The sequence below is a fragment of the Primorskyibacter aestuariivivens genome, assembly GCF_028023675.1.
GTDB lineage: Bacteria > Pseudomonadota > Alphaproteobacteria > Rhodobacterales > Rhodobacteraceae > Marinovum > Marinovum aestuariivivens.
In genome coordinates, this window is record NZ_JAQIOZ010000001.1 from 306,283 (window position 1) to 332,653 (window position 26,371).

The 26,371-nt window shown below is 61.9% G+C and carries 27 protein-coding genes, 2 tRNA genes and 1 other RNA gene; 15 read left to right on the forward strand and 15 right to left on the reverse strand.

The window, feature by feature from the left end; genetic code table 11:
- The first annotated feature begins 42 nt into the window (after positions 1–42).
- Complete coding sequence (locus PGB28_RS01545) at positions 43–1,935, forward strand: BTAD domain-containing putative transcriptional regulator (RefSeq protein WP_271419707.1); 1,893 nt, start codon at positions 43–45, stop codon at positions 1,933–1,935.
- Positions 1,936–1,947: 12 nt separating this feature from the next.
- On the opposite strand, the gene PGB28_RS01550 is transcribed toward PGB28_RS01545, so the two are convergent.
- From PGB28_RS01550 to PGB28_RS01570, 5 genes are all read right to left on the reverse strand, one after another.
- Positions 1,948–2,673, reverse strand: coding sequence for a hypothetical protein (locus PGB28_RS01550; protein WP_271419708.1), 726 nt, complete (start codon positions 2,671–2,673; stop codon positions 1,948–1,950).
- Positions 2,674–2,690: 17 nt separating this feature from the next.
- Complete coding sequence (locus PGB28_RS01555) at positions 2,691–4,034, reverse strand: peroxidase family protein (protein ID WP_271419709.1); 1,344 nt, start codon at positions 4,032–4,034, stop codon at positions 2,691–2,693.
- Positions 4,035–4,060: 26 nt separating this feature from the next.
- A complete protein-coding gene (locus tag PGB28_RS01560) occupies positions 4,061–4,954 on the reverse strand; it encodes a YcaO-like family protein (protein WP_271419710.1) in 894 nt (297 codons plus the stop codon).
- A 244-nt stretch (positions 4,955–5,198) separates the two neighbouring features.
- Positions 5,199–5,275: transfer RNA gene (locus PGB28_RS01565), tRNA-His, on the reverse strand.
- Positions 5,276–5,346: 71 nt separating this feature from the next.
- Positions 5,347–5,829, reverse strand: a complete 483-nt coding sequence (locus PGB28_RS01570; protein ID WP_271419711.1) for a GNAT family N-acetyltransferase — start codon at positions 5,827–5,829, stop codon at positions 5,347–5,349.
- A 64-nt stretch (positions 5,830–5,893) separates the two neighbouring features.
- Here PGB28_RS01570 and PGB28_RS01575 point away from each other — a divergent pair, with 64 nt between their 5' ends.
- A complete protein-coding gene (locus PGB28_RS01575; RefSeq protein ID WP_271419712.1) occupies positions 5,894–6,088 on the forward strand; it encodes a DUF6324 family protein in 195 nt (64 codons plus the stop codon).
- A 97-nt stretch (positions 6,089–6,185) separates the two neighbouring features.
- Here the strand turns inward: PGB28_RS01575 and PGB28_RS01580 are convergent, their stop codons facing one another.
- Entirely contained in the window at positions 6,186–6,635 is a 450-nt protein-coding gene (locus tag PGB28_RS01580) for an MmcB family DNA repair protein (protein WP_271419713.1), read from the reverse strand.
- A 220-nt stretch (positions 6,636–6,855) separates the two neighbouring features.
- Between PGB28_RS01580 and PGB28_RS01585 the strand changes: the two genes are divergently transcribed.
- The 3 genes from PGB28_RS01585 to ssrS all read left to right on the forward strand — a co-directional run bounded on the left by PGB28_RS01585 (position 6,856) and on the right by ssrS (position 9,140).
- Positions 6,856–8,160: an AAA family ATPase gene (locus PGB28_RS01585; RefSeq protein WP_271419714.1), complete on the forward strand. Its 1,305-nt coding sequence runs from the start codon at positions 6,856–6,858 to the stop codon at positions 8,158–8,160.
- Positions 8,157–8,897 carry a COG3904 family protein gene (locus PGB28_RS01590; RefSeq protein WP_271419715.1) on the forward strand — a complete coding sequence of 247 codons (741 nt, stop codon included), beginning with the start codon at positions 8,157–8,159 and terminating at the stop codon, positions 8,895–8,897. The genes PGB28_RS01585 and PGB28_RS01590 overlap by 4 nt, the downstream gene beginning before the upstream one ends.
- Before the next feature lie 86 nt (positions 8,898–8,983).
- Positions 8,984–9,140: non-coding RNA, 6S RNA (gene ssrS / locus PGB28_RS21355), on the forward strand.
- An 89-nt stretch (positions 9,141–9,229) separates the two neighbouring features.
- On the opposite strand, the gene PGB28_RS01595 is transcribed toward ssrS, so the two are convergent.
- From PGB28_RS01595 to ribB, 5 genes are all read right to left on the reverse strand, one after another.
- Positions 9,230–10,003, reverse strand: coding sequence for a hypothetical protein (locus PGB28_RS01595; RefSeq protein WP_271419716.1), 774 nt, complete (start codon positions 10,001–10,003; stop codon positions 9,230–9,232).
- Positions 10,004–10,185: 182 nt separating this feature from the next.
- Entirely contained in the window at positions 10,186–10,503 is a 318-nt protein-coding gene (locus PGB28_RS01600; protein WP_271419744.1) for a hypothetical protein, read from the reverse strand.
- A 126-nt stretch (positions 10,504–10,629) separates the two neighbouring features.
- Positions 10,630–11,127, reverse strand: coding sequence for a transcription antitermination factor NusB (gene nusB, locus PGB28_RS01605; RefSeq protein ID WP_271419717.1), 498 nt, complete (start codon positions 11,125–11,127; stop codon positions 10,630–10,632).
- Positions 11,124–11,675, reverse strand: a complete 552-nt coding sequence (locus PGB28_RS01610; RefSeq protein WP_271419718.1) for a 6,7-dimethyl-8-ribityllumazine synthase — start codon at positions 11,673–11,675, stop codon at positions 11,124–11,126. The genes nusB and PGB28_RS01610 overlap by 4 nt, the downstream gene beginning before the upstream one ends.
- Positions 11,676–11,680: 5 nt before the next feature.
- Positions 11,681–12,790, reverse strand: a complete 1,110-nt coding sequence (gene ribB, locus PGB28_RS01615) for a 3,4-dihydroxy-2-butanone-4-phosphate synthase (protein WP_271419719.1) — start codon at positions 12,788–12,790, stop codon at positions 11,681–11,683.
- 131 nt (positions 12,791–12,921) lie between these two features.
- Here ribB and PGB28_RS01620 point away from each other — a divergent pair, with 131 nt between their 5' ends.
- Positions 12,922–13,356 (forward strand): hypothetical protein, encoded by a 435-nt coding sequence (locus tag PGB28_RS01620; RefSeq protein WP_271419720.1) that lies wholly within the window; start codon positions 12,922–12,924, stop codon positions 13,354–13,356.
- A 53-nt stretch (positions 13,357–13,409) separates the two neighbouring features.
- Here the strand turns inward: PGB28_RS01620 and PGB28_RS01625 are convergent, their stop codons facing one another.
- Both PGB28_RS01625 and rlmB read right to left on the reverse strand, forming a co-directional pair.
- Positions 13,410–13,760 carry a hypothetical protein gene (locus PGB28_RS01625; RefSeq protein WP_271419721.1) on the reverse strand — a complete coding sequence of 117 codons (351 nt, stop codon included), beginning with the start codon at positions 13,758–13,760 and terminating at the stop codon, positions 13,410–13,412.
- 37 nt (positions 13,761–13,797) lie between these two features.
- On the reverse strand, positions 13,798–14,580 hold the full coding sequence (gene rlmB / locus PGB28_RS01630) for a 23S rRNA (guanosine(2251)-2'-O)-methyltransferase RlmB (protein WP_271419722.1): 783 nt from the start codon (positions 14,578–14,580) through the stop codon (positions 13,798–13,800).
- A gap of 185 nt (positions 14,581–14,765) precedes the next feature.
- Between rlmB and PGB28_RS01635 the strand changes: the two genes are divergently transcribed.
- The 4 genes from PGB28_RS01635 (at position 14,766) to PGB28_RS01650 (ending at position 20,426) form a co-directional block, all read left to right on the forward strand.
- Positions 14,766–14,849: transfer RNA gene (locus tag PGB28_RS01635), tRNA-Tyr, on the forward strand.
- Positions 14,850–14,960: 111 nt separating this feature from the next.
- Positions 14,961–17,642: a cation-translocating P-type ATPase gene (locus tag PGB28_RS01640; RefSeq protein WP_271419723.1), complete on the forward strand. Its 2,682-nt coding sequence runs from the start codon at positions 14,961–14,963 to the stop codon at positions 17,640–17,642.
- A gap of 81 nt (positions 17,643–17,723) precedes the next feature.
- The gene (locus PGB28_RS01645; RefSeq protein WP_271419724.1) at positions 17,724–18,182 is read left to right on the forward strand and encodes a (2Fe-2S)-binding protein; all 459 of its coding nucleotides are present in this window, start codon (positions 17,724–17,726) and stop codon (positions 18,180–18,182) included.
- Between the two features lie 3 nt (positions 18,183–18,185).
- Positions 18,186–20,426, forward strand: a complete 2,241-nt coding sequence (locus tag PGB28_RS01650; protein ID WP_271419725.1) for a xanthine dehydrogenase family protein molybdopterin-binding subunit — start codon at positions 18,186–18,188, stop codon at positions 20,424–20,426.
- Between the two features lie 9 nt (positions 20,427–20,435).
- Here PGB28_RS01650 and PGB28_RS01655 read toward each other — a convergent pair whose 3' ends face one another.
- On the reverse strand, positions 20,436–21,407 hold the full coding sequence (locus tag PGB28_RS01655) for an NAD(P)-dependent alcohol dehydrogenase (protein WP_271419726.1): 972 nt from the start codon (positions 21,405–21,407) through the stop codon (positions 20,436–20,438).
- Between the two features lie 90 nt (positions 21,408–21,497).
- On the opposite strand from PGB28_RS01655, the gene PGB28_RS01660 reads away from it, so the two are divergent.
- The 3 genes from PGB28_RS01660 to PGB28_RS01670 all read left to right on the forward strand — a co-directional run bounded on the left by PGB28_RS01660 (position 21,498) and on the right by PGB28_RS01670 (position 23,368).
- Positions 21,498–22,409: a LysR family transcriptional regulator gene (locus tag PGB28_RS01660; protein WP_271419727.1), complete on the forward strand. Its 912-nt coding sequence runs from the start codon at positions 21,498–21,500 to the stop codon at positions 22,407–22,409.
- Positions 22,410–22,414: 5 nt separating this feature from the next.
- A complete protein-coding gene (locus tag PGB28_RS01665; RefSeq protein ID WP_408636195.1) occupies positions 22,415–23,089 on the forward strand; it encodes a DUF1045 domain-containing protein in 675 nt (224 codons plus the stop codon).
- An 87-nt stretch (positions 23,090–23,176) separates the two neighbouring features.
- On the forward strand, positions 23,177–23,368 hold the full coding sequence (locus PGB28_RS01670; protein WP_271419729.1) for a hypothetical protein: 192 nt from the start codon (positions 23,177–23,179) through the stop codon (positions 23,366–23,368).
- Positions 23,369–23,374: 6 nt separating this feature from the next.
- Here the strand turns inward: PGB28_RS01670 and PGB28_RS01675 are convergent, their stop codons facing one another.
- A complete protein-coding gene (locus PGB28_RS01675; RefSeq protein ID WP_271419730.1) occupies positions 23,375–23,860 on the reverse strand; it encodes a hypothetical protein in 486 nt (161 codons plus the stop codon).
- A 113-nt stretch (positions 23,861–23,973) separates the two neighbouring features.
- Between PGB28_RS01675 and PGB28_RS01680 the strand changes: the two genes are divergently transcribed.
- Positions 23,974–24,963 carry a hypothetical protein gene (locus tag PGB28_RS01680; RefSeq protein WP_271419731.1) on the forward strand — a complete coding sequence of 330 codons (990 nt, stop codon included), beginning with the start codon at positions 23,974–23,976 and terminating at the stop codon, positions 24,961–24,963.
- Between the two features lie 181 nt (positions 24,964–25,144).
- Positions 25,145–26,254, forward strand: coding sequence for a serine/threonine protein kinase (locus PGB28_RS01685; protein WP_271419732.1), 1,110 nt, complete (start codon positions 25,145–25,147; stop codon positions 26,252–26,254).
- Positions 26,255–26,371: the final 117 nt, after the last annotated feature.

The window sequence follows — 26,371 nt, forward strand, 5'->3', positions numbered from 1 at the left end:
CCGAGGTTGGTAGGCTTGGCAATTTTGCTCGAGAAGTCACATATGCAAGCAAGCCAGGACGTTGAGGCCGCATTATCGTCCCGGGTCCTGAGACTGCTCGATACCCTGCGCTTGAAAAAAGCGCGGGCGCTGATGATGTTCCTGCTGCTCTCCGACAGCCGCAAACACCGAAGCGAAAAGATCTACGAGCTTTTGTGGCGCGGCGCGGATGTCCAGAAAGCCAGTTCCTCTTACCGGCAAACCGTGCGCCATATCCGCGTCTCGGCCGAAGATATTCCCGAACTGACCCTGACCACCGGAAGCGGACAGGTGTCGGTCGAGATCAAGGACAACTGGAACCTGATCGACGAATTGGCCACGTTCCTGACCGGGCGCGACACATTCGATACAGGGCAAAACAATGTCCGCAGCTTTCTGGGTCAGTTGGACCTGTCGCTGGGCATTTCCGACAGCTTCGACAGCTGGATCGAGGTGGTGCGGGCGCGGGCGCTGGCCCGGTTCCAGCGCGCGCTCGAAAGTGTGTTCAAAGGCAATACCTCTCAGGACGCGTTGCGTGCCGCTGAATTTCTTTTGGAGATTGAACCACATAACGAGCTGGCCGCGCGTTTCATCATGACCCGGCATTGGCGGGACAACGCCGCGACCCGGGCGATTGATGTCTATAACCGGCTCTATGAATATCTCGATACCGAGTTCGATCAGGAACCGGAAACCGAGACAATTGAACTGCTCGCGGCGATCTCGAACGATCCGCAGGGCGGCAGTACCGCGGGCGACGCAGCGCCGCGTTCGGACAAGGTAACCTTGTCGGTGCAACTCAAGGAACAGCAATTTGTCGACACACGCGGGGCCAGTTTTCAGACCGTGTTGCTGTCCGACCTGCGCATGCGGCTCAGCCGGTTTCGCGAATGGCGCGTGGTGGATGATTATTCCAGCGCCAGCGATTTCCTGTTGATCCGGCTGCAATTGTTGCCTGTCGGGCAATCCTATCGTCTCTCGGTCGAAGTGAGCCACCCGCCGCATCGTGACCTGATCTGGTCGGAGCTGATTGACGAACCCGAGAATAACTGGGACGAAAAGGCCCGCGCGTTGGTGTTCAACGTGGCCAATGCGCTGCGCATCGTGGTGGCTGACCGGCAAGGCTCAGACATTCGCGCCTTTCAGTATGACAAATGGCTGCAATCTCTGGCCCTGATCGGCACATGGGAAGATTCCGACGAAGTCGAAGCCATCGAACTGCTGAGCAGCCTGACGGCGGAAGCGCCGAATTTCAGCCCCGCCCACGCCGAGCTGGCAGGCATCTACAACATCCGGCACATCATTCGCCCCGGCACGTTCCAGACCGATGACATCAAGGATCTGGCCCTGTTTCACGCGCTCGAAGCGGTATCACTTGACCCCACCGATACGCGCGCGCATCGCGTGCTGGCCTGGTGCTACTGCCACAAATCCGAGTTTGATTTGGCCGAGTTTCACTTTGATCAGGCGATGATGCTGAACCCGCAGAACCCGCATTCGCTGTCCTCCAGCGCATTGGGGTTCGCCTTTACCGACAATCTGGAACGCGCCCGCGAATTGAACGAACTGGCCGCACGCCTGCCCAATACGATGGAACCCTTCCATCTGATCTATTTCGCCGCGACCAACTATCTGCTCGGCAATTACGAGCTGGCGCTGGAGCAATGCGAAAAGGGCCGTGGGTTGATGTCCACGGTGGGCGGATGGCACAGCGCCACATTGGCCAAGCTGGGCCGGATCAAAGAGGCGCAGGCGAGGCTGGAGGATTATCACCTTGAGATTGCGCAAGGCTGGTATGGCGAACAGCCCGCAACCATGCAGAACGTCCTGACGTGGTTTACCTCGGTCTTTCCCCTGCGCAACACGACGGTGCGCGATGACTTGCAGCAGACCCTGAAAGCCTGCTGCAAATCCTGACACCTCGCCCGGTCAGTTGCACATCTCGGTGATGTAGATGCCCACCGCCCGATGAAAGGCCGAAACGGGCGAATTCAGGATCGCGTACATGTTCTGTTTCGCCGGGTCGGCGCTGTTGGCGAGGTCTTCCATACTGCCCAGACGCTCGTCGATAAGCTTGCCCAGCGCCTGTTTTACATCGTCCGACAGCGGCGCATCGTTGGAATCCCGCGCGTCATCAAGGATATCGTGGAACAGGCTGCCGAAATGCGCCTTCATCAATCGCCGGTCAAGCTCGTAGCTCAGCGGCGGCTCAAAGCCCGGTGTGTTGTCCATTGCCGCAATCTCGTCTGCGCGAAAGGCCAGCGTTTCCTTGACCGGCACAACCAGCTTGCGGACATTCGTATCGGTCTGGCCCTCTTCGCTCACCCGCTCGTCATAGTCGATCACGATTGTGGTCTTTTCCCAGATGCGGTCCAGCTCGGGATCGGACGGGTCATGACCGGTCGGCGGACGCACTGTCATCGCGTGTTTCAAAAGCCCCGCCATGCGGTCGTATTCGGGCGTGCCCTCTTGCAGGCGCTCGCCCTCGGACAGCTCGACCATCGTGCGGCCAATGAATTCCACCGTCAGCGGGATACCGGCCACGCCATCCTTTTCCGCGTTCATGTCAACAGTTTCGTTTTCGGTTCCCGCGCCGTGCAAATACTTGATGTCGTCATCGTCCAGACGGCGACCGACAATAATATAATTTTTCACCATGGTGTTTCTCCCTTTCAAATTGGTGTCGTTGAAATCAGCGCCAGCATGGAGCCCGGTTTGGACAGGTTCGGCAAGCCCGGATCGGGTGCGCGAAACACCGTCCGGGACATGGCGGTTTCAATGGCCCGCCGGAGCAGGATGCTGCCCAGCGGCCCGAACCGCCCGTCACGCCCATGAAACTGCGCCTCTAGCATGAGCACAAAGAACAAGGGACAATTGCCCAGCGCTTCCGTTGCAACCGGCTGTCCGATTGCAGCGCTCAGGCGCTGCGCAAGGGTATCGGGAGCAAGCTGCGCGGCCCATGGCGCGGGTAATTGCGCAATAAGGGCCACCATGTCCGGGCTGGCCAGGGTCAGCGGATCAGTGGTCTGCGCCGTGATCACATCCAGATCCAGCACCGGCGCGCCGCGCGCCATGAGATCGGGGGAACAGCTTGCGCAAAGGCCGGTCTTGGTGCCATCCGCCGGGACGCCGTTGGCAAGGTCGTGAAAGAAAAGCCGCCAGTCCAGCTTCCAGCTGCTCGACACTTTTTCATCATTGTCCGGACGCCCCAGCAGAAACTCGCGCAGCGACCGGTGCCTTTGGGTAAACCTGTATTCACTGCGCGGCAGCGCATGGAAGGTCCGGAAAACCCCGTGCAACAGCGTCGCCTCGTCCACCACGGCGAATGGGGCCATTTGCTGCGGGGTCATGGCCATCACGTCCGGGTCGCAAAAAATGTCCAGAAACTCGGTCTGGATCAGCTTGTGCCAGATGCTCAGCACATGTGACCGCGCCTGCGCATAGGCGGCAAGCTTGGTGACCTTGTCAAAGGTCCCGCCCCCGCCGAGCGCAGGTTCGATTTCCAGCGCGACCTTGTTGTGGAATTTCATCCAGATCACCGTCAGCCGGTGAAGGATCGTGGTATCCCGGTTGCGCCCGTCATAGAGCGCGCGGACGCTCTGGATATTGCGCCCCTGTGGACCGGGCTCACGATAGGGCTGCGAGATGATCGCACCGGGTTTGACCCGGAATAGAAATGTGTTCGGATCATAGAGATGCGGCAACATCATCGGGCCGGGACCATAGATGGTTTCCAGCGTCAGCGGATTCTCGATCAGGTTGTGACGGATCCGCGTCCAGTCATCCCCGCCATAGTCATGATCATCGCCGGTCTCGCGTGCGAAGGGCGCGTTGGCCAACGGCGTGCTGTTGCCCAGATCATGGCCGATCAACTGCCCGAAATAGGTGTAACCCACCGGAATATGTTCCTTGCCCGCGATGCTGATGTCACGCCAGGCCCGGCTTGAAAAATCAAACGGAGGAAGCCCACCCGCCCTGCCCGCTGGCGGCGTGTTATTGGTAAATGTGTTTGGCACGTGTCAAATTCCCCTTCATTCCGGTTTCAAATGAATGGCGATGTCGCTCCTTTCGGCTCAAAGGTTTCCCCGTTTTCCCAGCGGCAGAACCAGACCTCGCGCTCCATCCAGTCCGGACCAATCTCGAAAAAGCGAAACCCCGCGGGCGCATTTTGCACAAGATCATCTGGCACCGTTTCTGTGTCCGCGAGGACCGGGGTCGGCGCGTCCAGTTCCGGCAGGCGCTCTGGACAGCGCGCGACATACATCGCGATCTTGGCCTCGACGCGGGACATGTCCAGCCGCGAATGCCCGCTTCTTGTGGCGAGCACCTCCATCAGGTTAACCTCCATCAACAGGTTTTCACAAAACGCCTTGTCCATGGCATCGACCAATCTGTCAGAGGTGCCAAACCCCAGAATCGGGTCTTGCCCCGTCGAATAGCTGGACATGCAGATCACCACATGCACCGGCCCATCCGTATCGATGCGCCAGAACCGCGTGCTGCGTTTGACCGACGCCATCGCCCGGCTCTGGTCGATTCGCGTCCTGATCCCGAGGCTCTCCACCCATGTCTCCGGAATGCTCTGCGCCTCCAACGCGCCATCCCACCAGCGCGAGACCACGCTGCGTTCCCGTGCCTCGAAATAGGCATGCCGATATGCGATCGCCCGATCAGGATGCGCGGACACGCCATCCAACGGATCGAAATCCCCCATGCCGCCCGCCTCGCCGCCCTGCAGCCCGGACACGGCCAAACGCTCGGCCGTTTCGCTGAGACAGCGCGCCAATGCGCCTTCGCGCGTGTAGTCCAGCCCGCTGGCCGTGCGGCCGGACTTGGTGATCGCCTGAATGATCGACACGCCGGGCGCGAAAATCGACGCGCGCCAATCCTGCCTGTCCCATGTGGAAATCAGCTGCGTTTCATGACTGTTATTCATTCTGCAAACAAGGCTCTAAAAAATACCTGGTTACCATTTCGAGCCCAGACTTCTCTAAGGTCAAGAAATATTGGCCATTATTGCGACGCGCCGCCCCCGAACGAAACCGGCGACCGACATCGCGACACTGATCCGCGCCCGTGATTTTTCTGTGACTTTCCTGGGCGGCCCGACAGCAGCGGCCTGCAGGCAAACAGGGACCAAACGCCATGGCCTTGCGCGTCTGTTCACCGATGGAATGAGATGGTACCGCCTGCCCGGTTCGAACGGGCGACCTCTTGATCCACAATCAAGCGCTCTAACCTACTGAGCTAAGGCGGCACTGACGGGCGGAATAAACGCGGTGCGGCACGAATGCAAGCCATTTGCCACGGATTTTTTGCCGCTTCCGCTTACAAATCCACTTCCCAGGCCTGCTCCTCCAGAGTCACACCAAAACTCACCACAGGTTTGCTTGAAACACAGCGCCAACCGGCCTTTTCATAAAGCGCACAGGCCGCTCGATGGCTGGCATGTGTCCAAAGCACCATGCGCCTATAATCCTGTGCGCGGGCATGTGCCATGCAGGCGTCCAGCATCCGCCGCCCCAGCCCCTGCCCCCGCGCTTCGGGCAGCAGCAGGAAAAGCCGCAGCCTGGCCGTCCTGTCATCCACATGCACACATAACACCGACCCCAGACGCTGCGCGCCCCGCACCGCGATAAATCCACGTTCGCGCGGGGCGTCGCGCCCGCGCATGAAATCATCGAGGATGTCGGATACCAGCGGCCCGAACGTATCGTCAAAACCTTCGTCGCGCGCGTAAAGCAGGCTGTGTTGCGCCACAAGCCAGCCCACATCCCCCGGCTCAAGATCTCTCAGAGTGATCGCGGCCATGACATGCTCTTGCCTTTCCTCACCGCTCCGGCTAGCACCCTATGCCTGTCACAGGAGGCTGCACATGGGCATCAATAGCGAAACCGATATCGAGGCCAACCTTCAGATCGGCCCCACCGATCAAGGCATGGTGCGGCTTTTCATTGCTGCGGGCAATACCGAGATCCCGATGGATTTCGACCCGGATGAAGCCCGCGAGATTGCCGAGGAAATCACCGCCGCCGCCATGGCCGCCGAGAAGCTGGGCAAGAAGCGCTGAGCGCGTCACCGAAGCGACTTTCCCTAACCACACGATTTCTTTTAAAGAAATCGGTGCGGAAACTTCAAAAGTTTCCGCTTATCGGTTTTGAAATACATCACAGTAGCGCCCCCGGGTCCCGCAATACCTGCAACCGCCGCGCGGCATGGGTGGCGAACTGGTGCAGCATCTTCTTGCGGCGCGCCGGGGCCAGCTTGTCCTCGGGGGCCATGCGCAGGATTTCCGCGTCATAGGCATCGGCAATGATCAACCCCGTCTGTTCGGGCAGAAGATCGGTCGGGAACCCCTCATCCACGGCCCAGAAATAGCGGTCGCACCACTCAAGATAACCCTGCCATTTCCCATCAGACATGAAATCGGCGCGCGAGGATTTGCATTCCACCACCCAAAGCTCGCCCTTGGGCCCCAGCGCCATCACATCCACACGCAGCCCGCGCGTGACGGTAAACTCCTCGACACAGGCGAAATTCAAACTGGCCAGATGGCGCGCGACGCCACGGGCCAAAAGCTGACCGGGTTGCAGCGTTATGTCTGGTGCTGTCTGCATGGCAAAAGATTGGAACATAACGGGAACTTTTGCAATCCCTGAGCAATCCCCCGCCGATGTGAATTGCGAAACCCGCCCTCTCCCCTATTTTCCGGATGTTGTTAAAGCACAATGCGAAATGCTTTAGCAATCGGGCATCACCTAACGCGTTGAAATCTATGATTTCAGGCAGCGTTAGGTGATTCAGGTTTTTCGCATTGTGCTATAGTGAGGACCCAGAATGGACACTTCCCCACCCCAGACCGAAACCCAGGCGCGCGGCGTGCGCTATGCCCGCGAATTGCAGACCCATCTGGGCTGGCTCGACACGTTCACCGGCACCGCGCTTGGCGTGCTGGCCGTGGCGTCAGGCATCTATACCTATCTGGGCGTCTCGTCGCTTCTGGATGAAAACGGCGCCATGTCGGTCTTTGCCGCCATTGCCTATTCGGTGGCAGTGTCGGTGGGCATCTTTGTCTTCTGGTCCTACATGATGCGGCTTTTCCCGGCGGTGCGCACGGCGCAGGCGCGCATTGGTCTTCTGGCGGCCATGGGTCTGGGATCATTGGCGATTGTCGCAATGTCCTCATGGCTGAACGCGGCTGCGCTGGCCGGGTCTGCGGCGGTGGAACAGCATCTGGCGGAAACCGTGCAACGCTATCAGAACAGCCTTGAACGCGCCCATGAAGTGGCGTTGACCGGTCAGGCGCTGGAACGGGACGTGGCCCGAGTGCGCCAGAGCTTCGAAGACCTATCCGAACAGGAAGCCAGCGGCAATCTCTCGGGCCTTGCGGGGCGCGGCGCGGTGTTCCGGGTCTTGCGCCAGAAGGCAGGCGAATTGTCGGCGCTGGAGGCACAGATCGCGGCCCAGACACCACGCGTGGACGCCGCCTTTGCCGAAGGCAACGCGCTGCTCAGCCGAATGCGGGCATTGACGGTGGAGCGGGGCGCGGTCGAGCCGCGCTCGGTCGAGTTCTCCGAACTGGCCGTGCAGTTGCAGGGCCATATCACCCAGCTGCGGCAGCTCTCGGTTGCGCCGCTGGTGGAGCGCGCGGCGCAGGACCTGGCCGCGTCGGTGGTGTTGCCGGAACTGGACGGCTCCACCGCCGAAAACCGCGGCGATCAGGCCGCGACCATCACCTCGGTGCTGGATGTGCTGGCGCAGCGGGCCACCACCCTTCAAAAGGCCGCGCGCGATGTGCTGGCGCTCGCGCCCCCGCCCGAGGTCAGTTACACGCCGATTTCCTCGGCTGACGCGGTGATCCTCTATGCGGGCAATTTTGTGCCCTCCTGGGCCGGGGCGATTGCCATCGACCTGTTGCCCGCCGTTCTCGTGTTCATCCTCGCCATCACGCAGGCCGCCATCCGCTCCGGGCGCGAAGGCGCGGCGGTGGAGGACACCCTGACGCTCGCCGAACTGCGCGCGGCGCTGGCGGCGGTGCGAGATGTGGAAGTGGCCATGCAGCATATGCCCCGCGACGAGGTCGACACCCCTGCCCCACCGGACAATGACAAGGTGCATCCGCTGACCGGCAAAAGCTCATGAAACACAATGGCATCGCCCGCATCCTGACCGGGGTGCTGATCTTTCAACTCGGGATCGGCGTCTTGCTGGTGATTGGCGATGTACAACAGGGCGGGCTGCGTCTTCCGTCGCTGACCACCTCGACCCCGCGCCTGTCCGAACCGGTGCGTCCCGGCGATCAGCGGCGCGTGTTCCGCCCCGGACGCGACCGCCCGGCCACCGCCCCCGCCCGCGATCCCGGCGAATTGCCGGACCGGCTGGTCCTCACGCAGGAGACGGGCACGACCTGGCGGCTGGAGGGCGGCATCAGCGAAGGTGACGCGGCGCGCCTGACAGGCATGCTGGATCGCGCCGACCCCGCGCCGGAAACGATCATTCTGCAATCCCCCGGCGGGTCAGTTGCGGATGCGCTCGCACTGGGCCGCTACCTGCGGGACAAGGGCATCACAACGGCGATGCTGGCCGGTGAATATTGCTACTCCGCCTGCCCCTATTTGCTGGCCGGCGGCGCCACGCGTGAAATTGACCCCGCGGCCTCGATCGGGGTGCATCAGCATTATTTCGGCGAAAACAGCCTCTTGCCCGCCTTTGTCGCCGTCGAGGATATCCAGCGCGGCCAGGGCGAGGTCATGGCCTATCTCGATGAAATGGGCATCGACCCGCTGGTCATGCGCCATGCGCTGAACACGCCGCCCGATGAAATCTATGTCTTGTTGCCCGAAGAACTGGAGCGCTACGGCTTCCTGTCAAACCAGTGATACCGGCCCATGATACCTGCACTGTCGCGACAATTCGGCAATGCCCCCTTGCCCCGGTGCCGGTAAAGACCTATCTGCGCCTGAGGCGGGTTCTGCTCTTCCCGTGACACGGTTGCATTCCGGTGGCCTTAAGCAATTCCGAGGGAGCTGGCTCTGTCCGGATCGTGGTCCGGTTACCTGGCGCCCACCTGTATATACAGGTCCTCGGGAATGAGATAACCACACGGTCGCTGCGGTTCCCGCCGATTTTCTGAGTTGGCCACAAATGCGTGGAGCGCCGCTCCTATCCGTTTGGTTGCGGGGCGAACAGGCCGCCCCACAAGCCATAGGGTTCAAGGCTTGAACACCTCGCGCCGGTACATCGGTATCATGATGACAGCGATCGTCTTTTCCTGACCGTCAAAAAGGCTGGCCAGTTCGGGAATGGAAGAGCGTATCTCCATGTCTCCGTCCAGCGATTTGCCCAGCGGCGCGCTCATCGCCAGATCCGAGAGTTGTTCGAACCGGTTGAGGTGATGAATGGCGGGATCCACATTTGAATAGGATTGAGACTCTCTGGCCGACCAGGTCAGCGGACCGCTTGCATAAGCCAACGACATGGACAGCTCGCCACCATTGGCCATCAGGGACCACGCTTCGCTGAACCTGGGTTGCGCGTTGTCAGCGCTGTCCACCCCGGCCCGCCGGGTGATGGTTGCAGGGCTGGCATTGCCATAAGGATCAACGCTCTCATGGGGGCTGAACACCTTGGTGACGAATGTCCGGACCTCATCGGAGGTTGTCGATTTACCCAGGCTGGCAAAGGCGATGGCACGGTAGGTCGAGGGCTCGGTCGGATTGCCTTCCGCGTCCTTTGCCAGGTAACGGTCGGCAAAAATCAGCAGGGCATTCGCCCCCGCGACGGCACCGCCGGGAAACGCCATGAGCGTCCATCCATCAGGCAGCGTCTCCTGCACCGCCCCTTCGTCAAACTGCATGGCAACAAGGACGCGGCTATCGACATTGGAGCTGAGCAAGGTTTCCGCGCTGGCCCGCTGCGCCCCAGAGACAGACAACAAGGTTAACGCGGCCAACAGGACGAATTTACGCAATCTGAGCATGTTCATGATAATCCCCTTTTCGGTCCAGATCGGGCCACAAAGGCGATGCGCAACCCGGTTCCGCGGTGCAATCAGCCATCATGGCATGTGATCCAGAAAAGGCGCTAAGGGGCCTATCTGGCTAACGAATTTGGGTGAAATTTTACGAATTCAGCAATTGCAGTGCGCAGTGAACGCGCGCCCTGCGGTCAAATCCGACGACGCGATTTGCCCTCAACCACCGGGATCGTGGCATATTCATGCGTCACCGGCGCGCGCAGCCCGCCGCCTGGGCCGTCATCGTCATCGTCGCCCATGCGCATGATCGCGATGCCGAACTGCACACCGGCAAAGACGATGCCGTTGAACACCCACAGCAGGAAAACCGCCAGCAGCCCGGCCTCGGTATGGGTCACCAGGTGCCAGAGATTGCCGATATTGAACCATAACAGCAGCGCGACAAACACCGCCGAGGCGGCAAACCCGATCAATACGTGTTTGATATATTCGCGCACCAGCTTGGGCAGCTTGGCGTCAGACAGTTTTGGCTCTGGCATGGCATCCCCCTCATGCATGCCTAGAGAATAACCCTGATAGGCCGTGATACAAGCGCAACGCGGGAAATGAGCGGCAATTGGCCGCCCCCAAGGGCCTCAGAATGCCTCGGGTTTGGCCTCGCGTGCCATGTGATCCAGCACGGCGTTAACGAATTTCGGCTCTTTACCTTCGGGAAAGAACGCGCCTGCGATATCCACGAATTCGACAATCACCACTTTCGGCGGCGCGTCCCCTTCGACTAGTTCCGCGCCCGCGGCCCGAAACAGCGCCCGCAGTGTGGGGTCGATCCGGTCGATGGGCCATTTCGCCACCAGCGCCCGGTCGGTCATCTGGTCGATCCGCGCCTGATGGTTGACCGCATCATCGACGATCCGGGCGAAGAGGTCGGGATCGCCCTCCTGCATCTCGTCGCCCTCATAGACCGCGCCAAACCGGTGATCGAGGAACTCACGCTTGACCCGGGTCGAGCTTTGCCCCGCCGCTTCCATCTGGAACAGCGCCTGCACGGCATAGAGCCGCGCAGCAGAGCGCATCTTGCGTTTCTGGTTGCCGGACAGGGGTTTCGGCCCCTTGTCTTCTGTCTCGTCACTCATGCGGTCGGGTTGCCTTTGCTCTGGCCAGCGATCTGGAATTCATCCTGCGCGGGGCGGAATCCCACCCCTTTGCGCGAAGCGCCCCACTTACGGCTGAGCGCGACAAGATGCAAGGCCGCAGCGGCCGCACCACCGCCTTTGTTCGAGCGCTCCGGATCGGCACGCACTTCGGCCTGTTCGCGGTTTTCAACGGTCAGGATGCCGTTACCAATGCAGAGCCCCTGAAGCCCCAAAAGCGTGATGCCGCGCGAGCTGTCATTGCAGACCGTGTCGTAATGCGTGGTCTCGCCCCGGATCACGCAGCCCAGCGCCACGTAGCCGTCGAAATTGCTCAACCGCTCGGCAATGCCGATGGCGGTGGGCACTTCCAGCGCGCCGGGCACTTCGACAATCTCCCATGTGCCGCCTGCCGCCTCGATCTCGGCCTTGGCACCGGCCACGAGATTGTCGGCGATATCTTTGTAATAGGGTGCCACGACAATCAGGATTTTCACCGGCTTGTCGAATTCCGCACGCGGCAGGATGTAATGGGCTTCAGCTTCGGCCATGATGATTACTCCGTGATCGGGCGGGTGCCCACGATTTCCAGCCCATAGGCGTCAAGACCCACATATTTCGTGGCCTCGTGATCAGTCAGCAGGATCAGCTTCGACAGCCCCATGGCAGACAGGATCTGGCTGCCCAGCCCCACTTCGCGCACGGTTTTGGGGCCGTCCTCTTCATCGCGCAGCAAACGCGCCTGCGGGTTGCGGAACAGACAGATCGCGCCGCGCCCCTCGGCGGCCACGATCTCCATCGCGCGCTGCAACTCGTCCGAGCCACCCACGCCCAGCACATCCTCCAGCGCATTGAGCGCATGGGTGCGCACCAGAACCGGCTCGGGCGTGGTGACGTCGCCCTTGGTCATGACCACATGTTCGGTGCCTTCGGTCATGTCGGTGAAAATCCTGAGCGTCCAATCACCGCCATGTTTCGAGCTGACCTGCTGTGTCGCGGTCTCGCGCACAAGGTTGTCGTGACGACGGCGATAAGCGATCAGGTCGCTGATCGTGCCGATCTTCATCCCGTGTTTCTGGGCAAAAGCCACCAGTTCGGGCAGGCGCGACATGGTGCCGTCCTCGTTCATGATCTCGCAGATCACGCCGGACGGGTTCAGACCGGCGAGCCGCGAAACATCCACCGCCGCCTCGGTATGGCCCGCACGGACCAGCACGCCGCCCTCACGCGCGCGCAGCGGGAACACATGGCCCGGCGTGGCAATCTCGGAGGGCGTGGTGTTGGGATCAATCGCCACCGCCACCGTGCGTGCCCGGTCATGGGCCGAAATGCCGGTGCTCACGCCTTCGCGCGCCTCGATGGACACGGTAAAGGCGGTCTCGTGGCGCGAAGAATTCGACGTCGCCATCATCGGCAAGCCCAGCGCATCCAGCCTCTCACCCGGCATCGACAGGCAGATCAGCCCGCGCCCATGGGTGGCCATGAAATTGATCGCGTCAGGCGTGGCCATCTGCGCCGGGATCACCAGATCGCCCTCATTCTCGCGATCCTCATGATCGACAAGGATGAACATCCGCCCGTTGCGCGCTTCGTTGATGATTTCCTCGACGGGGGAAATCGCGTCGCTCCAGTTTTCCTCGACCGGTCCGGGGGTTTCAAAGCTCATGGCAAAGGCTCCTTTGGCTTGGGTTGGGGGGATAGTGGATCATGCAGGGTTTGGAAAGGGGATGTGACAGCGGTCATTGCCCCGCTTGCCTGCATTGCGTAGCGTCACACCCATGCGGAGGAGGCCGACCAATGGAGACAGAAACAAAGATCAAGCTGCTCGCCGGGCTCGTCGGGCTGGCGGGTTTCCTGTTCTCGGTCGTGCAATATGTGCAGGTCCAGCGCGTCAACGCCTCTGCCCCTTATCTCGAACGCAAGCTCGCTTGGTGCGAGGAAGCGATTGAGACCGCCTCGGCCATCGCCACGCGCCGCCCCGCTCAGGTCGAGGACCTTGCCCGCTTCGAGGAAATGTATTGGGGCGTCATGGGGTTGATCGAAAACGCCGCGATCACCCGTGCGATGGATGGTTTCCACACCGCTCTGGCCAATAACGCCCCGGACGCGGAAGATGTGAAATCCGACCCCTCCAGCCGCAAGACGCTTCAGGGTCATGCGCTGGCGATTGCCCATGCCTGCCGCCGCGAACTGTCCCATGACTGGTCATCCAGCTGGGCGCGGGAGCGTTAAAATATTGCGCAATTCCGGATGCAAAACCGGTATCCAGTTTTGCCGGAATTGTTTTAGTCGAAAATATCCTCGATCACGTCGAACGCGTCTTCAAACGCGTCGCTGAGAAAGTTTCCGAACCTCGATTTCTTTTTCTTCGGTTTCTTGCGCTTGCGCGTGATCTCGGGTTTTTGCCGTTCCCAGAGCGGATTGGGCGTGGCCCTTCCGCCCTTGGCCTTTTTGCCCTTGGCAGGTTTGGAACGATGCGCTGCCGGGTCGATATTCTCCGACGGCATCAGCTTCATGTCATGCAACGGCGCACCACAGGAGGAACAGGCCAGTTCATGCCGCTTGTCCCCGCGCAGCACCAGCGCCGCTCGCGTTCCGCAGTAACAACATGTGGCGATCTTGGTTCCCTGCGGCATGACAGCTCCTGTTTTGCTGCGCTCTATCTATGCACGATCACCCACGAGGCAAGCTGGCATAAAGCGCCACGGCGGCGGCATTGGACACGTTGAGCGAGCCGAACCCCCCGGCAAAGTCGATCCGCACCAACGCATCGCAGGTCTCACGCGTCTTTTGGCGCAAGCCCGGCCCCTCGGCCCCCAGAACCAGCGCCACGGGGCGGTCCATCCGCCCCTCCAGCGCGGCTTCGATGCTCTGCTCCGCCTCGCCCGCAAGTCCCAGAACGAGATAGCCCATCTCCTGCAATTCAACGATGGCATCGGCGAGGTTGCGGACCTGCAAATAGGGCTGGCGTTCCAATGCGCCGCTTGCCGTCTTGGCCAATGCGCCGGTCTCGGGCGCGGAATGATGGCGCGGCGCAATGACCGCGCGGGCACCGAACACCTCGGCCGAGCGCAGAATCGCCCCCACGTTATGCGGGTCGGTGACCCGGTCCAGCAGGATCAGCCGCTGCGGTCCCGCCCCGTCTGACAAAGCCACATCCGCCACGCTGCCCCATTGCAGCGGCTTGACTTCAAGCGCGGCGCCCTGATGTACCGATTGCGGATCGAGGGGCGCAGGAAACTTGCGCGGATCGGCCATTTCCGGCTCCATCCCGCTGGCCGCGATGGCCTCGGCCAGCTTGTCAGCGGCATTGCGCGTCACAATCAGGCGCAGTTTTTCGCGAGCCGGGTTTTGCAGCGCGTCGCGCACCGCATGCAGCCCGAACAGCCACACCGTTTCCGCCGCTGCCAGGCGCTTGGCCTGTTCCTTGGCCACGACCCATTTGGGTTTCTTCATGTCACGCCCTTTCTTTGGCGCGACAATGCCCGTCCGCCCCGCCCGGCGCAAGCCGCTGGCCGCGCGCGCAGAGGTCGAATTTTCGTCGAAAATTCGACGCCGTCAGGAAAGTTGAACCCGCGCCGGAAAACACGATTTTTCGCCTTGACCTCCTATCTCACCATCTTTAATCAGCCCGACACAGTGGGCGACAGGCCGCAAGGTGTGGCAGGGGACTGTAACTCCCTCGCGGAGACGCACGCCTGGTTCGATTCCAGGGTCGCCCACCACTTCCCCCAAGCTTGGACTGCGTGGTTTCCACGGTCCCTCCCTGATCTGCATCAAGGGATTCATCCGCACGGCTGCTAGGCTGACCCCGTGTTCAGGGAGGCAGCGGGCATATGGCTGAGTATCACAACAGTGCTCTCAGGGATGTTCTGGAACAGCTGGAAACCGGGGCAGACGGGCTGTCGTCACAGGACGCGCGCGCGCGTCTTGATCGCTATGGCCGCAACGAACTCAAGGTTTCACGCGATACGCCGGAAATCGTCAAGTTCCTGCTGCAGTTCAAGAATTTCTTTGCCATCTTGTTGATCATGGGCGGCGCGCTGGCGCTCACCGCCGAACGGCTCGACCCCGGACAGGGCAATCTTTATATTGCGATCGCCCTGATTGCCGTGGTCTTCCTGAACGCCGCCTTCACCTATTTCCAGGAGCATCAGAGCGAACGCATCATGGACAGCTTCCGCAAGATGCTGCCCTCGATGATCACCGCCCTGCGCGATGGCCGCCCGCAGGAGATTGCGGCAGCAGAACTGGTCCCCGGCGACGTGATCGTGCTCAACGAAGGTGACCGGGTGCCCGCCGATGGGCGGCTGATCGAGGCCAAGGAGTTGAAGGTCGACAATGCCTCGCTGACCGGCGAGAGCGAGCCACAACTGCTCGACGCGGGCAAATCCGCCAATGCCGTTCTGGAAAGCCCCAACATGGTCTTTTCCGGCTCGCTCGTGCAGAACGGCGAAGGCAAGGTGGTGCTGGTCGAGACCGGCATGAACACCCAGATCGGCAGCATCGTGGCCCTGACCAAGGCCACCGATGCCCATGAAACACCGATCCACAAAGAGCTGAAATACTTCATCAAGGTGATCAGCTTCATCGCGATCTTCCTTGGTGTGAGCTTTTTCGCGGTCTCGGTCGCCATCGGCAACGGTGTGATCGGCAGCCTGATTTTTGCCATCGGCATCATCGTCGCCAATGTCCCCGAAGGCCTGTTGCCCACCGTGACCCTCAGCCTGACCATGGCCAGCCGCCGCATGGCGCAGAAAAACGCGTTGATCAAGAACCTCGAAAGCGTGGAAACGCTGGGCTCCACGACCGTGATCTGTACCGACAAGACCGGCACATTGACCCAGAACAGGCTGGGCGTGAACACGGTCGTGGTGGGCGGCAAGGAACATGCCGCATCGGACAAGCTGGCCGCAGGCGCACCGGCTTTTGGCCAACTCCTGCGCGTCATGTGCGTGTGCAACAACGCCTATCTGACCGAGGATGGCTTTGCAGGTGACGCCACCGAAGGCGCGCTGCTGATCTATGCGCAGGACCACGTGGATTTGGCCGCGTTGCGCAAAGTCGAGGAAATCGCCGAACAGCCCTTCAACTCGATCACCAAGCGCATGATCACCGTGACGGATGCGGGCGACGGTCCCGAGGCGATGCTCAAGGGCGCGCCCGAGGTGGTGCTGGCGATGTGCGACCGTATCGCGCTCAATGGTGGCGAATACGATCTCACCGAAGAGCGCCGCGCCGAGGTCATCCAGACCTATCGCACGCTGGCGGGCCGTGGCGAACGCGGGCTGGCTTTTGCTGCGCGCCCCTGCCGCCGCGACGAGATGCCCGAGACGGGGTATGTGTTTCTGGGCCTGACCGGCATGATCGACCCGCCCCGCCCCGAAGTGCCGGACGCTTTGGCGCGCTGTCATTCTGCGGGCATCCGGGTGATCATGCTGACCGGCGATTTCGGCCTGACCGCCAAGACCATCGCCCAACAGATCGGTATGGTGGGCGAACATGGCCGCGTCATTCAGGGCGATGAACTGTCCGCCATGTCCGAGACAGAGCTGCAAAAAGTGCTGCGCGACGAGCCCGAGATCATCTTTGCCCGCATCGCACCGGCGCAGAAAATGCAGGTGGTGCAGGCGCTTCAAGCCAATGGCGAAACCGTGACCGTGACCGGCGACGGGGTCAACGACGCGCCCGCGCTCAAGAACGCTGATATGGGCGTGGCCATGGGCGTGATGGGCACCGATGTGGCCAAGGAGGCATCGAATATGGTGCTGATGGATGACAATTTCGCCACCATCGTCACCGCGGTCGAGGAAGGCCGCACCATCTTTGACAATATCAAGAAGTTCATCGCCTATATCCTGACCTCGAACATTCCCGAAATCCTGCCTTTCATCGCCTTTGTGTTGCTGGACATTCCGCTGCCGCTGACGGTGATCCTGATCCTGTCCATCGACCTTGGCACCGATATCCTGCCCGCGCTGGGCCTTGGCGCGGAAAAGCCCGAGACGGACGTGATGAAGCGCCGCCCCCGCCCGCGCGGCGAACGGTTACTCAGCCGCAAACTGCTGCTCATGAGCTATGGCATCGTCGGCATGTTGCAGGCCGCCGCCGGGTTCTTCACCTATTTCACCATCCTGTATTCCGGCGGCTGGGAATGGGGGCAGGATCTGGCCTCCTCCGATCCGCTCTATCGCACGGCAATCACCGGCTTTTTCGCCTCGATCATCATCTGTCAGGTGGCGGATGTGATCATCTGCCGGACCCGGCGGCAAAGCCTTTTGACCGTTGGCTTCTGGTCCAACAAGCTTGTGCTGGTGGGCATCGCGTTCGAACTCTTGCTCTTGGCCAGTATCAGCTACATTCCCGCCTTCAACACCTTCTTTGGCACCGCACCGCTTGAGCTGTGGCATCTGATGCTCTCGGTCCCCTTCGCATTGACAATCCTGATCGGGGACGAGATCCGCCGCGTCTTTGTCCGGCGCGGCAATCCGTTTGTGCTGCGCTGGTTGACATGGTGACGCTGCGAAAAGAACTGAACTGATCGCTTCATTTTGACACGAACACCCTATCTTGATCTGCAAGCAGACAGGAGGGGTCGCATGGAACTGACAGTCAACGGACACAAACATGAGGTGGATGTCGAAGACGACATGCCGCTGTTGTGGGTCTTGCGCGACGAGTTGAAAATTTCCGGTGTGAAATATGGATGCGGTATCGCCCAATGCGGTGCCTGCACCGTGCATATCGACGGCGAGGCCGTGCGCTCCTGTCAGGTGGCTGCCGCCGATGTCTGGGGCGCGGTGACCACCATCGAAGGGCTGGGAACGCCGGACGCGCTGCATGCAGTTCAGGCCGCGTGGATCGAACATCAAGTGGCGCAATGCGGCTACTGCCAGTCCGGCCAGATCATGCAGGCCGCGTCGCTTCTGGCCGAAAACCCGGCACCCAGTGATGCGGATATCGACGATGCCATGTCCGGCAATCTCTGCCGCTGCGGCACTTACAGCCGTATCCGTGCCGCCGTGAAAACTGCCGCCAAGAACCTGCAGGAGGCGTGATCCATGGCCAGCATCGGAAAAATCGCCCGCCGTACGTTTCTTATTGGCTCAGCCGCAATCGCCGGGGGCGTGGCCTTTGGCGTCTGGCGCTACAAGACCCCCTATGACAACCCGCTTGAAAGCGACCTGGCCGAAGGCGAGGCCGCGCTGACGCCTTACGTCAAGATTGACGCAAATGGCGTCACGCTCATCACCCCGCGTGCCGACAAGGGGCAAGGTGCCTATCACGTGCAGGCGGCGCTGATCGCGGAAGAGCTGGACGTGGATCTGGACCAGATCAGGGTCGATCCCGGCCCGCCCGACCGCGCGTATTGGAACACGGCGCTTTCCGCCGAGGCGGCCGATTTCATGTCCCCCGGCGAAGGCGTGATGAACCGCCTCGCGGGCGGCGCGGCAGACGCGATGATGAAATTCATCGGGCTTCAGATCACCGGCGGGTCCACAACCGTCCCGGATGGGTTCACCAAACTGAGACAGGCCGGGGCCAGCGCGCGCGAGACGCTGAAACTGGCGGCATCAGAGCAGACCGGCACGCCGGTTGCGCAGCTGACGACCAAGTCCGGACAGGTGATCCTGCCCGACGGCACCGCCCTGCCCTTTACCGAACTGGCGGCAATAGCCGCAACGCTCGATCCGGTGCAGGATGTGGCTCTGCGCGACCCGTCCCAATGGCGCTATATCGGCAAACCGATGCAGCGGCTGGACATCGTGGCCAAATCCACCGGCACGCAGGATTACGGCATCGACGCGCATGTGCCCGGCATGGTGCATGCCACCGTGCTCTTGAACCCGGCCCAAACCGGATCGTTGCGCGACTATGACGCCACGGATGCGCTCAATATGCGCGGGGTCAAGGCGGTACTGCCGATCACCGGCGGGCTGGGCATCGTGGCCGACAACACATGGCGCGCATTTCAGGCGGCACAGGCCATCAAGGCCGAGTGGGGCCCCGCCCCTTTTCCCGCCGATATGCAGGATCACTGGAAGCGCCTGTCCGACAGCTTCACCGATGGCGCGCAGGACAGCCGCAAACGCGATGACGGCGATGTGGAGGCTGCGCTGACCGGCGATGTGATCGAGGCCGAATACCGCGCGCCCTATCTCGCACACGCGCCGCTGGAACCGATCAGCGCCATTGTCCGCGTCGATGACGATGCGGTCGAGGTCTGGACCGGCACCCAGATCCCGCGTTTCATTCAGGCCAATATCGCCCGCATCACCGGCGTGGATGCCGACAAGGTCACCGTGCATGTGTTGATGATGGGCGGCTCTTTCGGACACCGGCTGGAGGATGAGGTGGTCAAACAGGCGACCGAAATTGCCATGCAGATGAAGGGGACACCGGTCAAACTCACCTATTCGCGCGAAGAAGACATGATGCATGACTTCCCGCGCCAGATCGCCATGGCCCGCGCCCGTGGCAAGGTAGAGGGCGGCAAGGTCACAGCACTGGATCTTGGCATTGCCATGCCATCGGTCATGGCCTCGCAAATGGGGCGGCAGTCGCTGTCAGCCCCCGGCCCCGACAGCCAGATTGTCGCCGGAGCCTGGGACCAGCCTTTTGCAATTCCGAACAAGCGCGTCACGGGCTACCGGGCCGAAGGACTTGCGCCGATTTCATCCTGGCGCTCGGTGGGGGCATCGTCCAACGGGTTCTTCTACAACGCCGCGTTGGACGAGTTGATCCATGCGGCAGGGGCCGATCCGCTGCAAGAGCGCCTGCGCCTGTGCGATGACGATCGCGCGCGCAAGGTGCTGGAGGCCGTGGCGGAGATGTCCAGCTGGGACGGGCCGACCCCGTCCGAGGGCAAGGGGCGCGGCGTCGCACTGACCTATTCCTTTGGTGTGCATTGCGCAGAGGTGGTCGAGGTGACCAACACCCCCGATGGCATCCGCATCGACACTGTCTGGACCGCCGCCGAGGTGGGCACCGTGGTGGACCCGGTGAATTTCGAAAACCTCGTGCAGGGCGGCGTTATCTTTGCGCTGGGCCACGCGATGAATTGCGAGATCACCTATACCGATGGTGTGGCGGATCAGTGGAACTTTGACAGCTACCCCGGCATGCGGCTCAATCAGGTGCCGCAGATCGAGATACGTGGACTGGAAAACGGCGACACGGTCCACGGGATCGGCGAACCTCCGGTGCCGCCCGCCGCCCCCGCGCTGGCCGGGGCGATCTTTGCCGCCACCGGCACCCGGCTGCGCGAAATGCCGTTCAACAAATTCGTGGATTTCGTCTGAGGCGCTGCGCTACGCGGCGATATCGATCACGACGGCCCCCTGTTTGTGACGCCCCTGCACCAGAGCATGGGCGTCGCGAATATCGGCAAGCGCATAACGCGCGCCCACCACGGCGCGCAGCCGCCCCTGTGCCATCCAGTCACGGAGCACAGCAAGATCGGGCTTTCTGTCTTCGTTCACCCCGATTTTGACCCGCTGCCCTCCGCGAAAACAGGACCAGAACGCCTGCCAAACCTCGCGCAGCCCGAAATTGAGCGGCACGAAGACACCTTTGGGTTTCAACAGCGTGCGCGCCCGCGCGAAATCCATTGTGCCAATCGTGTCAAAGACAACGTCAAAGCGTTCATGCAGCGCCGCAATGTCCTGCGTCATGTAATCGACGAACCCCGTGGCCCCGAGAGCCCGCACCATATCCTCGCGTGCGCCCGACGCCACGCCCGTCACCTCGGCCCCCAGAAGCCGCGCCACCTGCACCGCGTAGCCCCCCACGCCACCCGAGGCCCCAACGACCAGCACGTTCTGCCCCGCTTGCAGATTCGCGAAATCACGCAGGAAGACCAGCGCCGACAGCCCGCCAAAGGGCACCGCGACCGCCTCGCCTGCCCCCACTCCATCCGGCAAGGGCAGCACCGCGCCATCCTCCCTGTGCGTCAGGAATTCCGCATGCGCACCCGACGGGGCAAAGCCGAACACCGCATCGCCCACGGCAAACGCGCTCACGCCCGCGCCCAGCGCCGCGACCGTTCCGGCAAATTCACTGCCCAGAACCGGGTTGCGCGGGCGGGTGAGCCCGAACATCAACCGCCCCGGCACCGCCAGCACACCGGGAAAAGCCGCCGCGCGCAACCGCCAGTCCGCGGTTGTCACCGTGCTGTGCGATACCTTGATCAGCACCTCGCCCGCACCCGGTTCGGGGGGGGCAATCTCTTTGATCCGGACCACATCCGGCCCGCCATATTCCGTGTAGACCGCCGCTTTCATGCCTGTCCTCCTTTCCGTTTGAGGCGAAGGTAGCCATGCGGATGAAAAAGGGAAATTGACCAAATCCTGCGCTCTGATATGCAAAACCGCATGGATTGGCGTAGCATCACCTTTGACTGGAACCGCGCGCGGGCGTTCCTCGTGACGGCCGAAGAGGGGTCTCTTTCGGCCGCGGCCCGCGCACTGGGCATGGCGCAACCGACGCTGGGGCGGCAGGTCACGGCGCTGGAAGAAGAACTGGGCGTTGCGCTTTTCGAACGCACCGGTCGCGGCCTTGCGCTCACACCGACAGGACTTGACCTTGCCGAACATGTGCGCGCCATGGGCGAAGCGGCCACGCGGGTGTCGCGCACCGCCTCGGGCCACACGACGGAAATCGCCGGTCAGGTCTGTATCACCGCGTCCGAGATCTATTCCGCCCACCTGCTCCCCGCCGTGGTCACCGAACTGCGCGACAGCGCGCCGGGACTGGAGATCGAAATATCCGCCACCAATTCCGTCACCGACCTGCGCCGCCGCGAGGCCGATATCGCCATCCGCAATACCGAGCCCGCCGATCCCGAACTGATCGCCAAGCGCATCGCCGATGACACCGGGTGGTTCTACGCCTCTGACGCCTATTTGGCCCGGCACGGCCTGCCGCGTGACATGGAGGACCTTGCGGGGCATGATTTTGTCGCGATGGTCGAGGCGGACGAGATGGTCAAGGCGATGGCCGGTTATGGCGTGCCGCTGACCCATGACAACCTGCAGATCCGCAGCGACAATCACCTTGTGCATTGGGAACTGGCCAAACAGGGCACCGCCATCGGCATCGTGCCCGATTTCCTTGGCCACGCCACGCCGGGCATGCAGCGCGTGTTGCCCGATCACGGCCCGGTCCGCTATCCGGTCTGGCTGGTGGCGCATCGCGATCTGCGCACGTCGCGCCGCATCCGGCTGGTCTGGGATACGCTGGAGCGGCATCTGGCTTCGGTTCTCAAACCGGGGTCTGTGGGATGATCCACATGTCCCGTTATGCCATCTATGCAACCTTTCCGCCCGGACCGTTTGGCGATGCCCTGTCCGCATGGCTGGGTTGGGACAGTCTGACCGGGCAGGACAAACCGCATCCTGACCTGCCCTTGCCCGTCGCAGAGATTACCAAGAGACCACGTAAATACGGCGCCCATGGCACGATCAAGGCGCCGTTTCGGCTTGCTAGTGGCCGCACGGATACCGAACTGCGTGCGGCCCTGCGCGCGTTTTGCCTGGGCCAGCCCCCTGTCAGCCTGCCCGGTCTGGAGATTGCCCGGCTGGGGCGGTTTCTTGCCCTTGTGCCCGCCGCCCCCTGCCCGGCGCTCGACGCGCTGGCCGCCGCCACGGTCGCCGGTCTCGACGAATTCCGCGCCCCGCCTGACGAGGCGGACCTGGCCCGGCGACGCAACGCGCGCCTCACGCCCCGGCAGGACGCCAACCTGACCCGCTGGGGATACCCGCATGTGATGGAGGATTTCCGGTTCCACATCACGCTGACGGGACCGTTAAAGCCGGATATCGTGCCAGATGTTCAGGCCGCGCTAACGGACTATCTGCGCCAATTTCTGGAGCAGCCCATGCGCATCGACGCCCTGTCGCTGATGGGGGAAGACGCGCGAACGGGGCACTTTCACGTTCTGGAGCGGGAGCCGCTCGGCCAGTGATCGCTGACTGGGCATTCCGCACCTGTCAGGCCATGTCGGGATGGTTTAGGCTGGAATGCGTGTCATTGTTGAAAGGTGCCCGCGCCCATGTCCGAAACTGCCCTCACCATTCTGATCATCGCCATCCTTGTCATGGTTGTGCTGCGCAAGGTCTTTGGCGGATCGTCGCGCTCAAACAACAGCCGCGGCGCGGAGGGTGGGTCATATCCGGACGGTAATCGTGCCGATACATCGGATGGGTTTGACGGCGACGGCGGAGGAGACGGCGGCGGCGAATGACCCCGCTCAGGGGATCAGGACACCCGACCGATCCACCGATATCCGCTCTTCGGCCAGATCGTCATAGACAATCGTCACGTCGATGCGCTGCACATAGCCCTGGGAAAACCCGACATAAGGCAAGCCGTCCTCGGGCTTGAGCGCGTTTGGCGCGGCCTCGTCCTCATGGCATGTGGGCAAGGGAAACACCGCGTCCGGGCCGCCATTGACCGCATAGCGCAACTGCACCAGACCGCAGCGCCAGGCGAGAAGATGCGTGAAATAGACCAGATCCTGCCCGTTGAAATCGCGCACCGCGACCCAATTGCCGCGCGTCGCCTGCAGGATGGGCCGGATTTCGGTAGCGGTGGTAAAACGCCCCGTGGGCTCCTGCGGCTCGGCGACAAGCCCGCCGGCGGGCGGTGGCGCGGCCTCGGTCACCCGCGGCTGTGATCCGCCCCCGTCATTGTCGATCTGGCCGATCACGCCAATCAGGAAGAATATCAACCACATATCTGCCCCCTCTGTGTTCGTTTTCCCGCGCAAGACTCTTTTTGCGGGCGACGATCCTGATTATAGTCGCCGCCAACAAGATAGCAGGCAATCGCGCAGCAGGGGCAGAATACATGGATGAGACGCTGTTCAACATTCTCATCGTCGGACAGGCCGGTCGCCTGCAATACGAGGCGCTGATCTTTGCAGCCTCCTTCCGGGCCTTCAACCGCGGCTTTCCCGGCAAGCTGATCCTGGCCGAGCCGCAACCCGGCGATCACTGGCCCAATGATCCGCGTATCAAGGGCGATGATTTCCACGCCATTATGGCCGATCTGGGTGCGGAGATACGGCCTTTTGAAAACCGGCATTTCGGCCATCACTACCCCTATGGCAACAAGATCGAAGCGCTGAAGGTCTTGCCCGAGGGTGAACCCTTTGTGTTCTTTGACACCGACACGCTGATCACCGGAGACCTGCGCGACATCCCGTTTGATTTCGACCGGCCCACTGCGTCCATGCGGCGCGAAGGGACGTGGCCGAATCTCGAACTTTACGGGCCGGGCTACAGCCAGATCTGGAAATCGCTCTATGACAAGTTCGGGCTGGATTTTGACAGCTCGCTCGATCTAAGCCAGCCGGACGAGTACTGGAAACGCTATCTCTATTTCAACGCCGGGTTCTTTTTCTACAAATGCCCCAAGCTTTTCGGCGAGCGCTTCCTCGATTATGCGCTGGCCATTCGCGATGACGCGCCCGAGGAACTGGTCTGTCAGCCGCTGGATCCCTGGCTCGATCAGGTGGCGCTGCCACTGGTCATCCACAGCTTCGGCGGCGGGCGCGATACGATCCCCGAAGGGATGCTGGACGGGTCGCATTCCTGTCACTACCGGGTGCTTCCCCTGCTCTATGCGCGCGAAAGCGACACCGTGGTGCGCACGCTCGAAGAGGTGGTGGCTCCCAACAAGATCAAGAAGCGGCTCAAGGAATACGAACCCGCGCTGCGCATGATCTATCAGGGACGCGGGCACAAGGTGCGCGACATGTTCGACCAAAACGACCTGCCCCGCAAGGAACAGGCGATCCGCAACCGCATAAAGCGCGAAGGTTTCTGGATGCGGTGAGCCCGATTTCTTTGAAAGAATGAGGCTGAGAAAACTGTCCGGGGGACAGTTTTCCAGCTGAACGGACCGAAATCTTCAAAAGATTGCGGAACGACATACGCGGGCATATGCTGTCATGCCCGGCTCTTGTAAGCGCTTTCAATTGCCCCTAATCGGTGAGCAACAGACAAGGGAGAACAGCATGCAGAAAACCGTGGTCAACAGCTGGAATGAATGGGACCCGCTCAGACATGTGATCGTGGGCCGGGCCGACGATTGCCATATCCCGCCCGAGGAACCGGCGCTGGACGCCAAGGTCCCCGAGGACAGCGATATGCGCGGCCAGTGGGGCCGCCGCCCGCAGGAGACAATTGACCGGGCCAATGAGCTTCTGGACAATTTCGCCGCCCAATTGCAGGCGCGCGGCATCCGCGTCGACCGGCCCACGCCGATTGACCATTCGCTGCCCGTGACCACGCCGGATTTCCACACCGACAGCCAGTTCGGCTGCATGCCGCCGCGCGACGTGCTGCTGACCGTGGGGTCTGAAATCCTTGAAGCCACCATGTCCTATCGCTGCCGCTGGTTCGAATATCTGAACTACCGCCCGCTCTTGCAGCGCTATTGGGAGGAAGACCCCAATTTCCGCCACGAATCCGCGCCCAAACCGCGTTTGACGGATGCGGATTACCACCCTGATTACCTGTCCGAGACAATCGGTGTGGAGAAGCGGCTGAAATGGACGGCCGAGAAATTCTTTGTCACCACCGAGGAAGAGCCGCTCTTCGACGCCGCCGATGTGCTGCGCTTTGGTCGCGATCTGGTGGTGCAGCATGGCTTCACCACGAACCTCAAGGGTATCGAATGGATCCGCCGCCATTTCCCGGACCATCGCGTCCATGCGGTCAACTTCCCCGGCGATCCCTACCCGATCCATATCGACGCGACTTTCACGCCGCTGCGCCCCGGCCTGATCCTGAACAACCCGCAGCGCCGCCTGCCGGATGATCAGCGCAAGATGTTCGAGGCCAATGACTGGGAGATCGTCGATGCCGCCCAACCCGCCCATAACACCCCGCCGCCGCTGTGCTATTCCTCGACATGGCTCAGCATGAATGTGCTGGTGCTCGACCCCAAAACCGTCTGTGTGGAGAAATCCGAGGTCTATCAGGCCGAGCAGATGGACAAGCTGGGCATGGAAGTGGTCGAGGTGGAGCTGCGCGACGCCTATGCCTTTGGCGGCGGGTTGCATTGCTGTACGGCGGATGTGTACCGCGAAGGGACCTGCGAGGATTATTTCCCGAAGCAGTGATTTGATTTCGCCGCGGGCTACGCCCGCGCCGACCGGGGGGGGGGGGGGGGGGGGGGGGGGGGGGGGGGGGGGGGGGGGGGGGGGGGGGGGGGGGGGGGGGGGGGGGGGGGGGGCGGG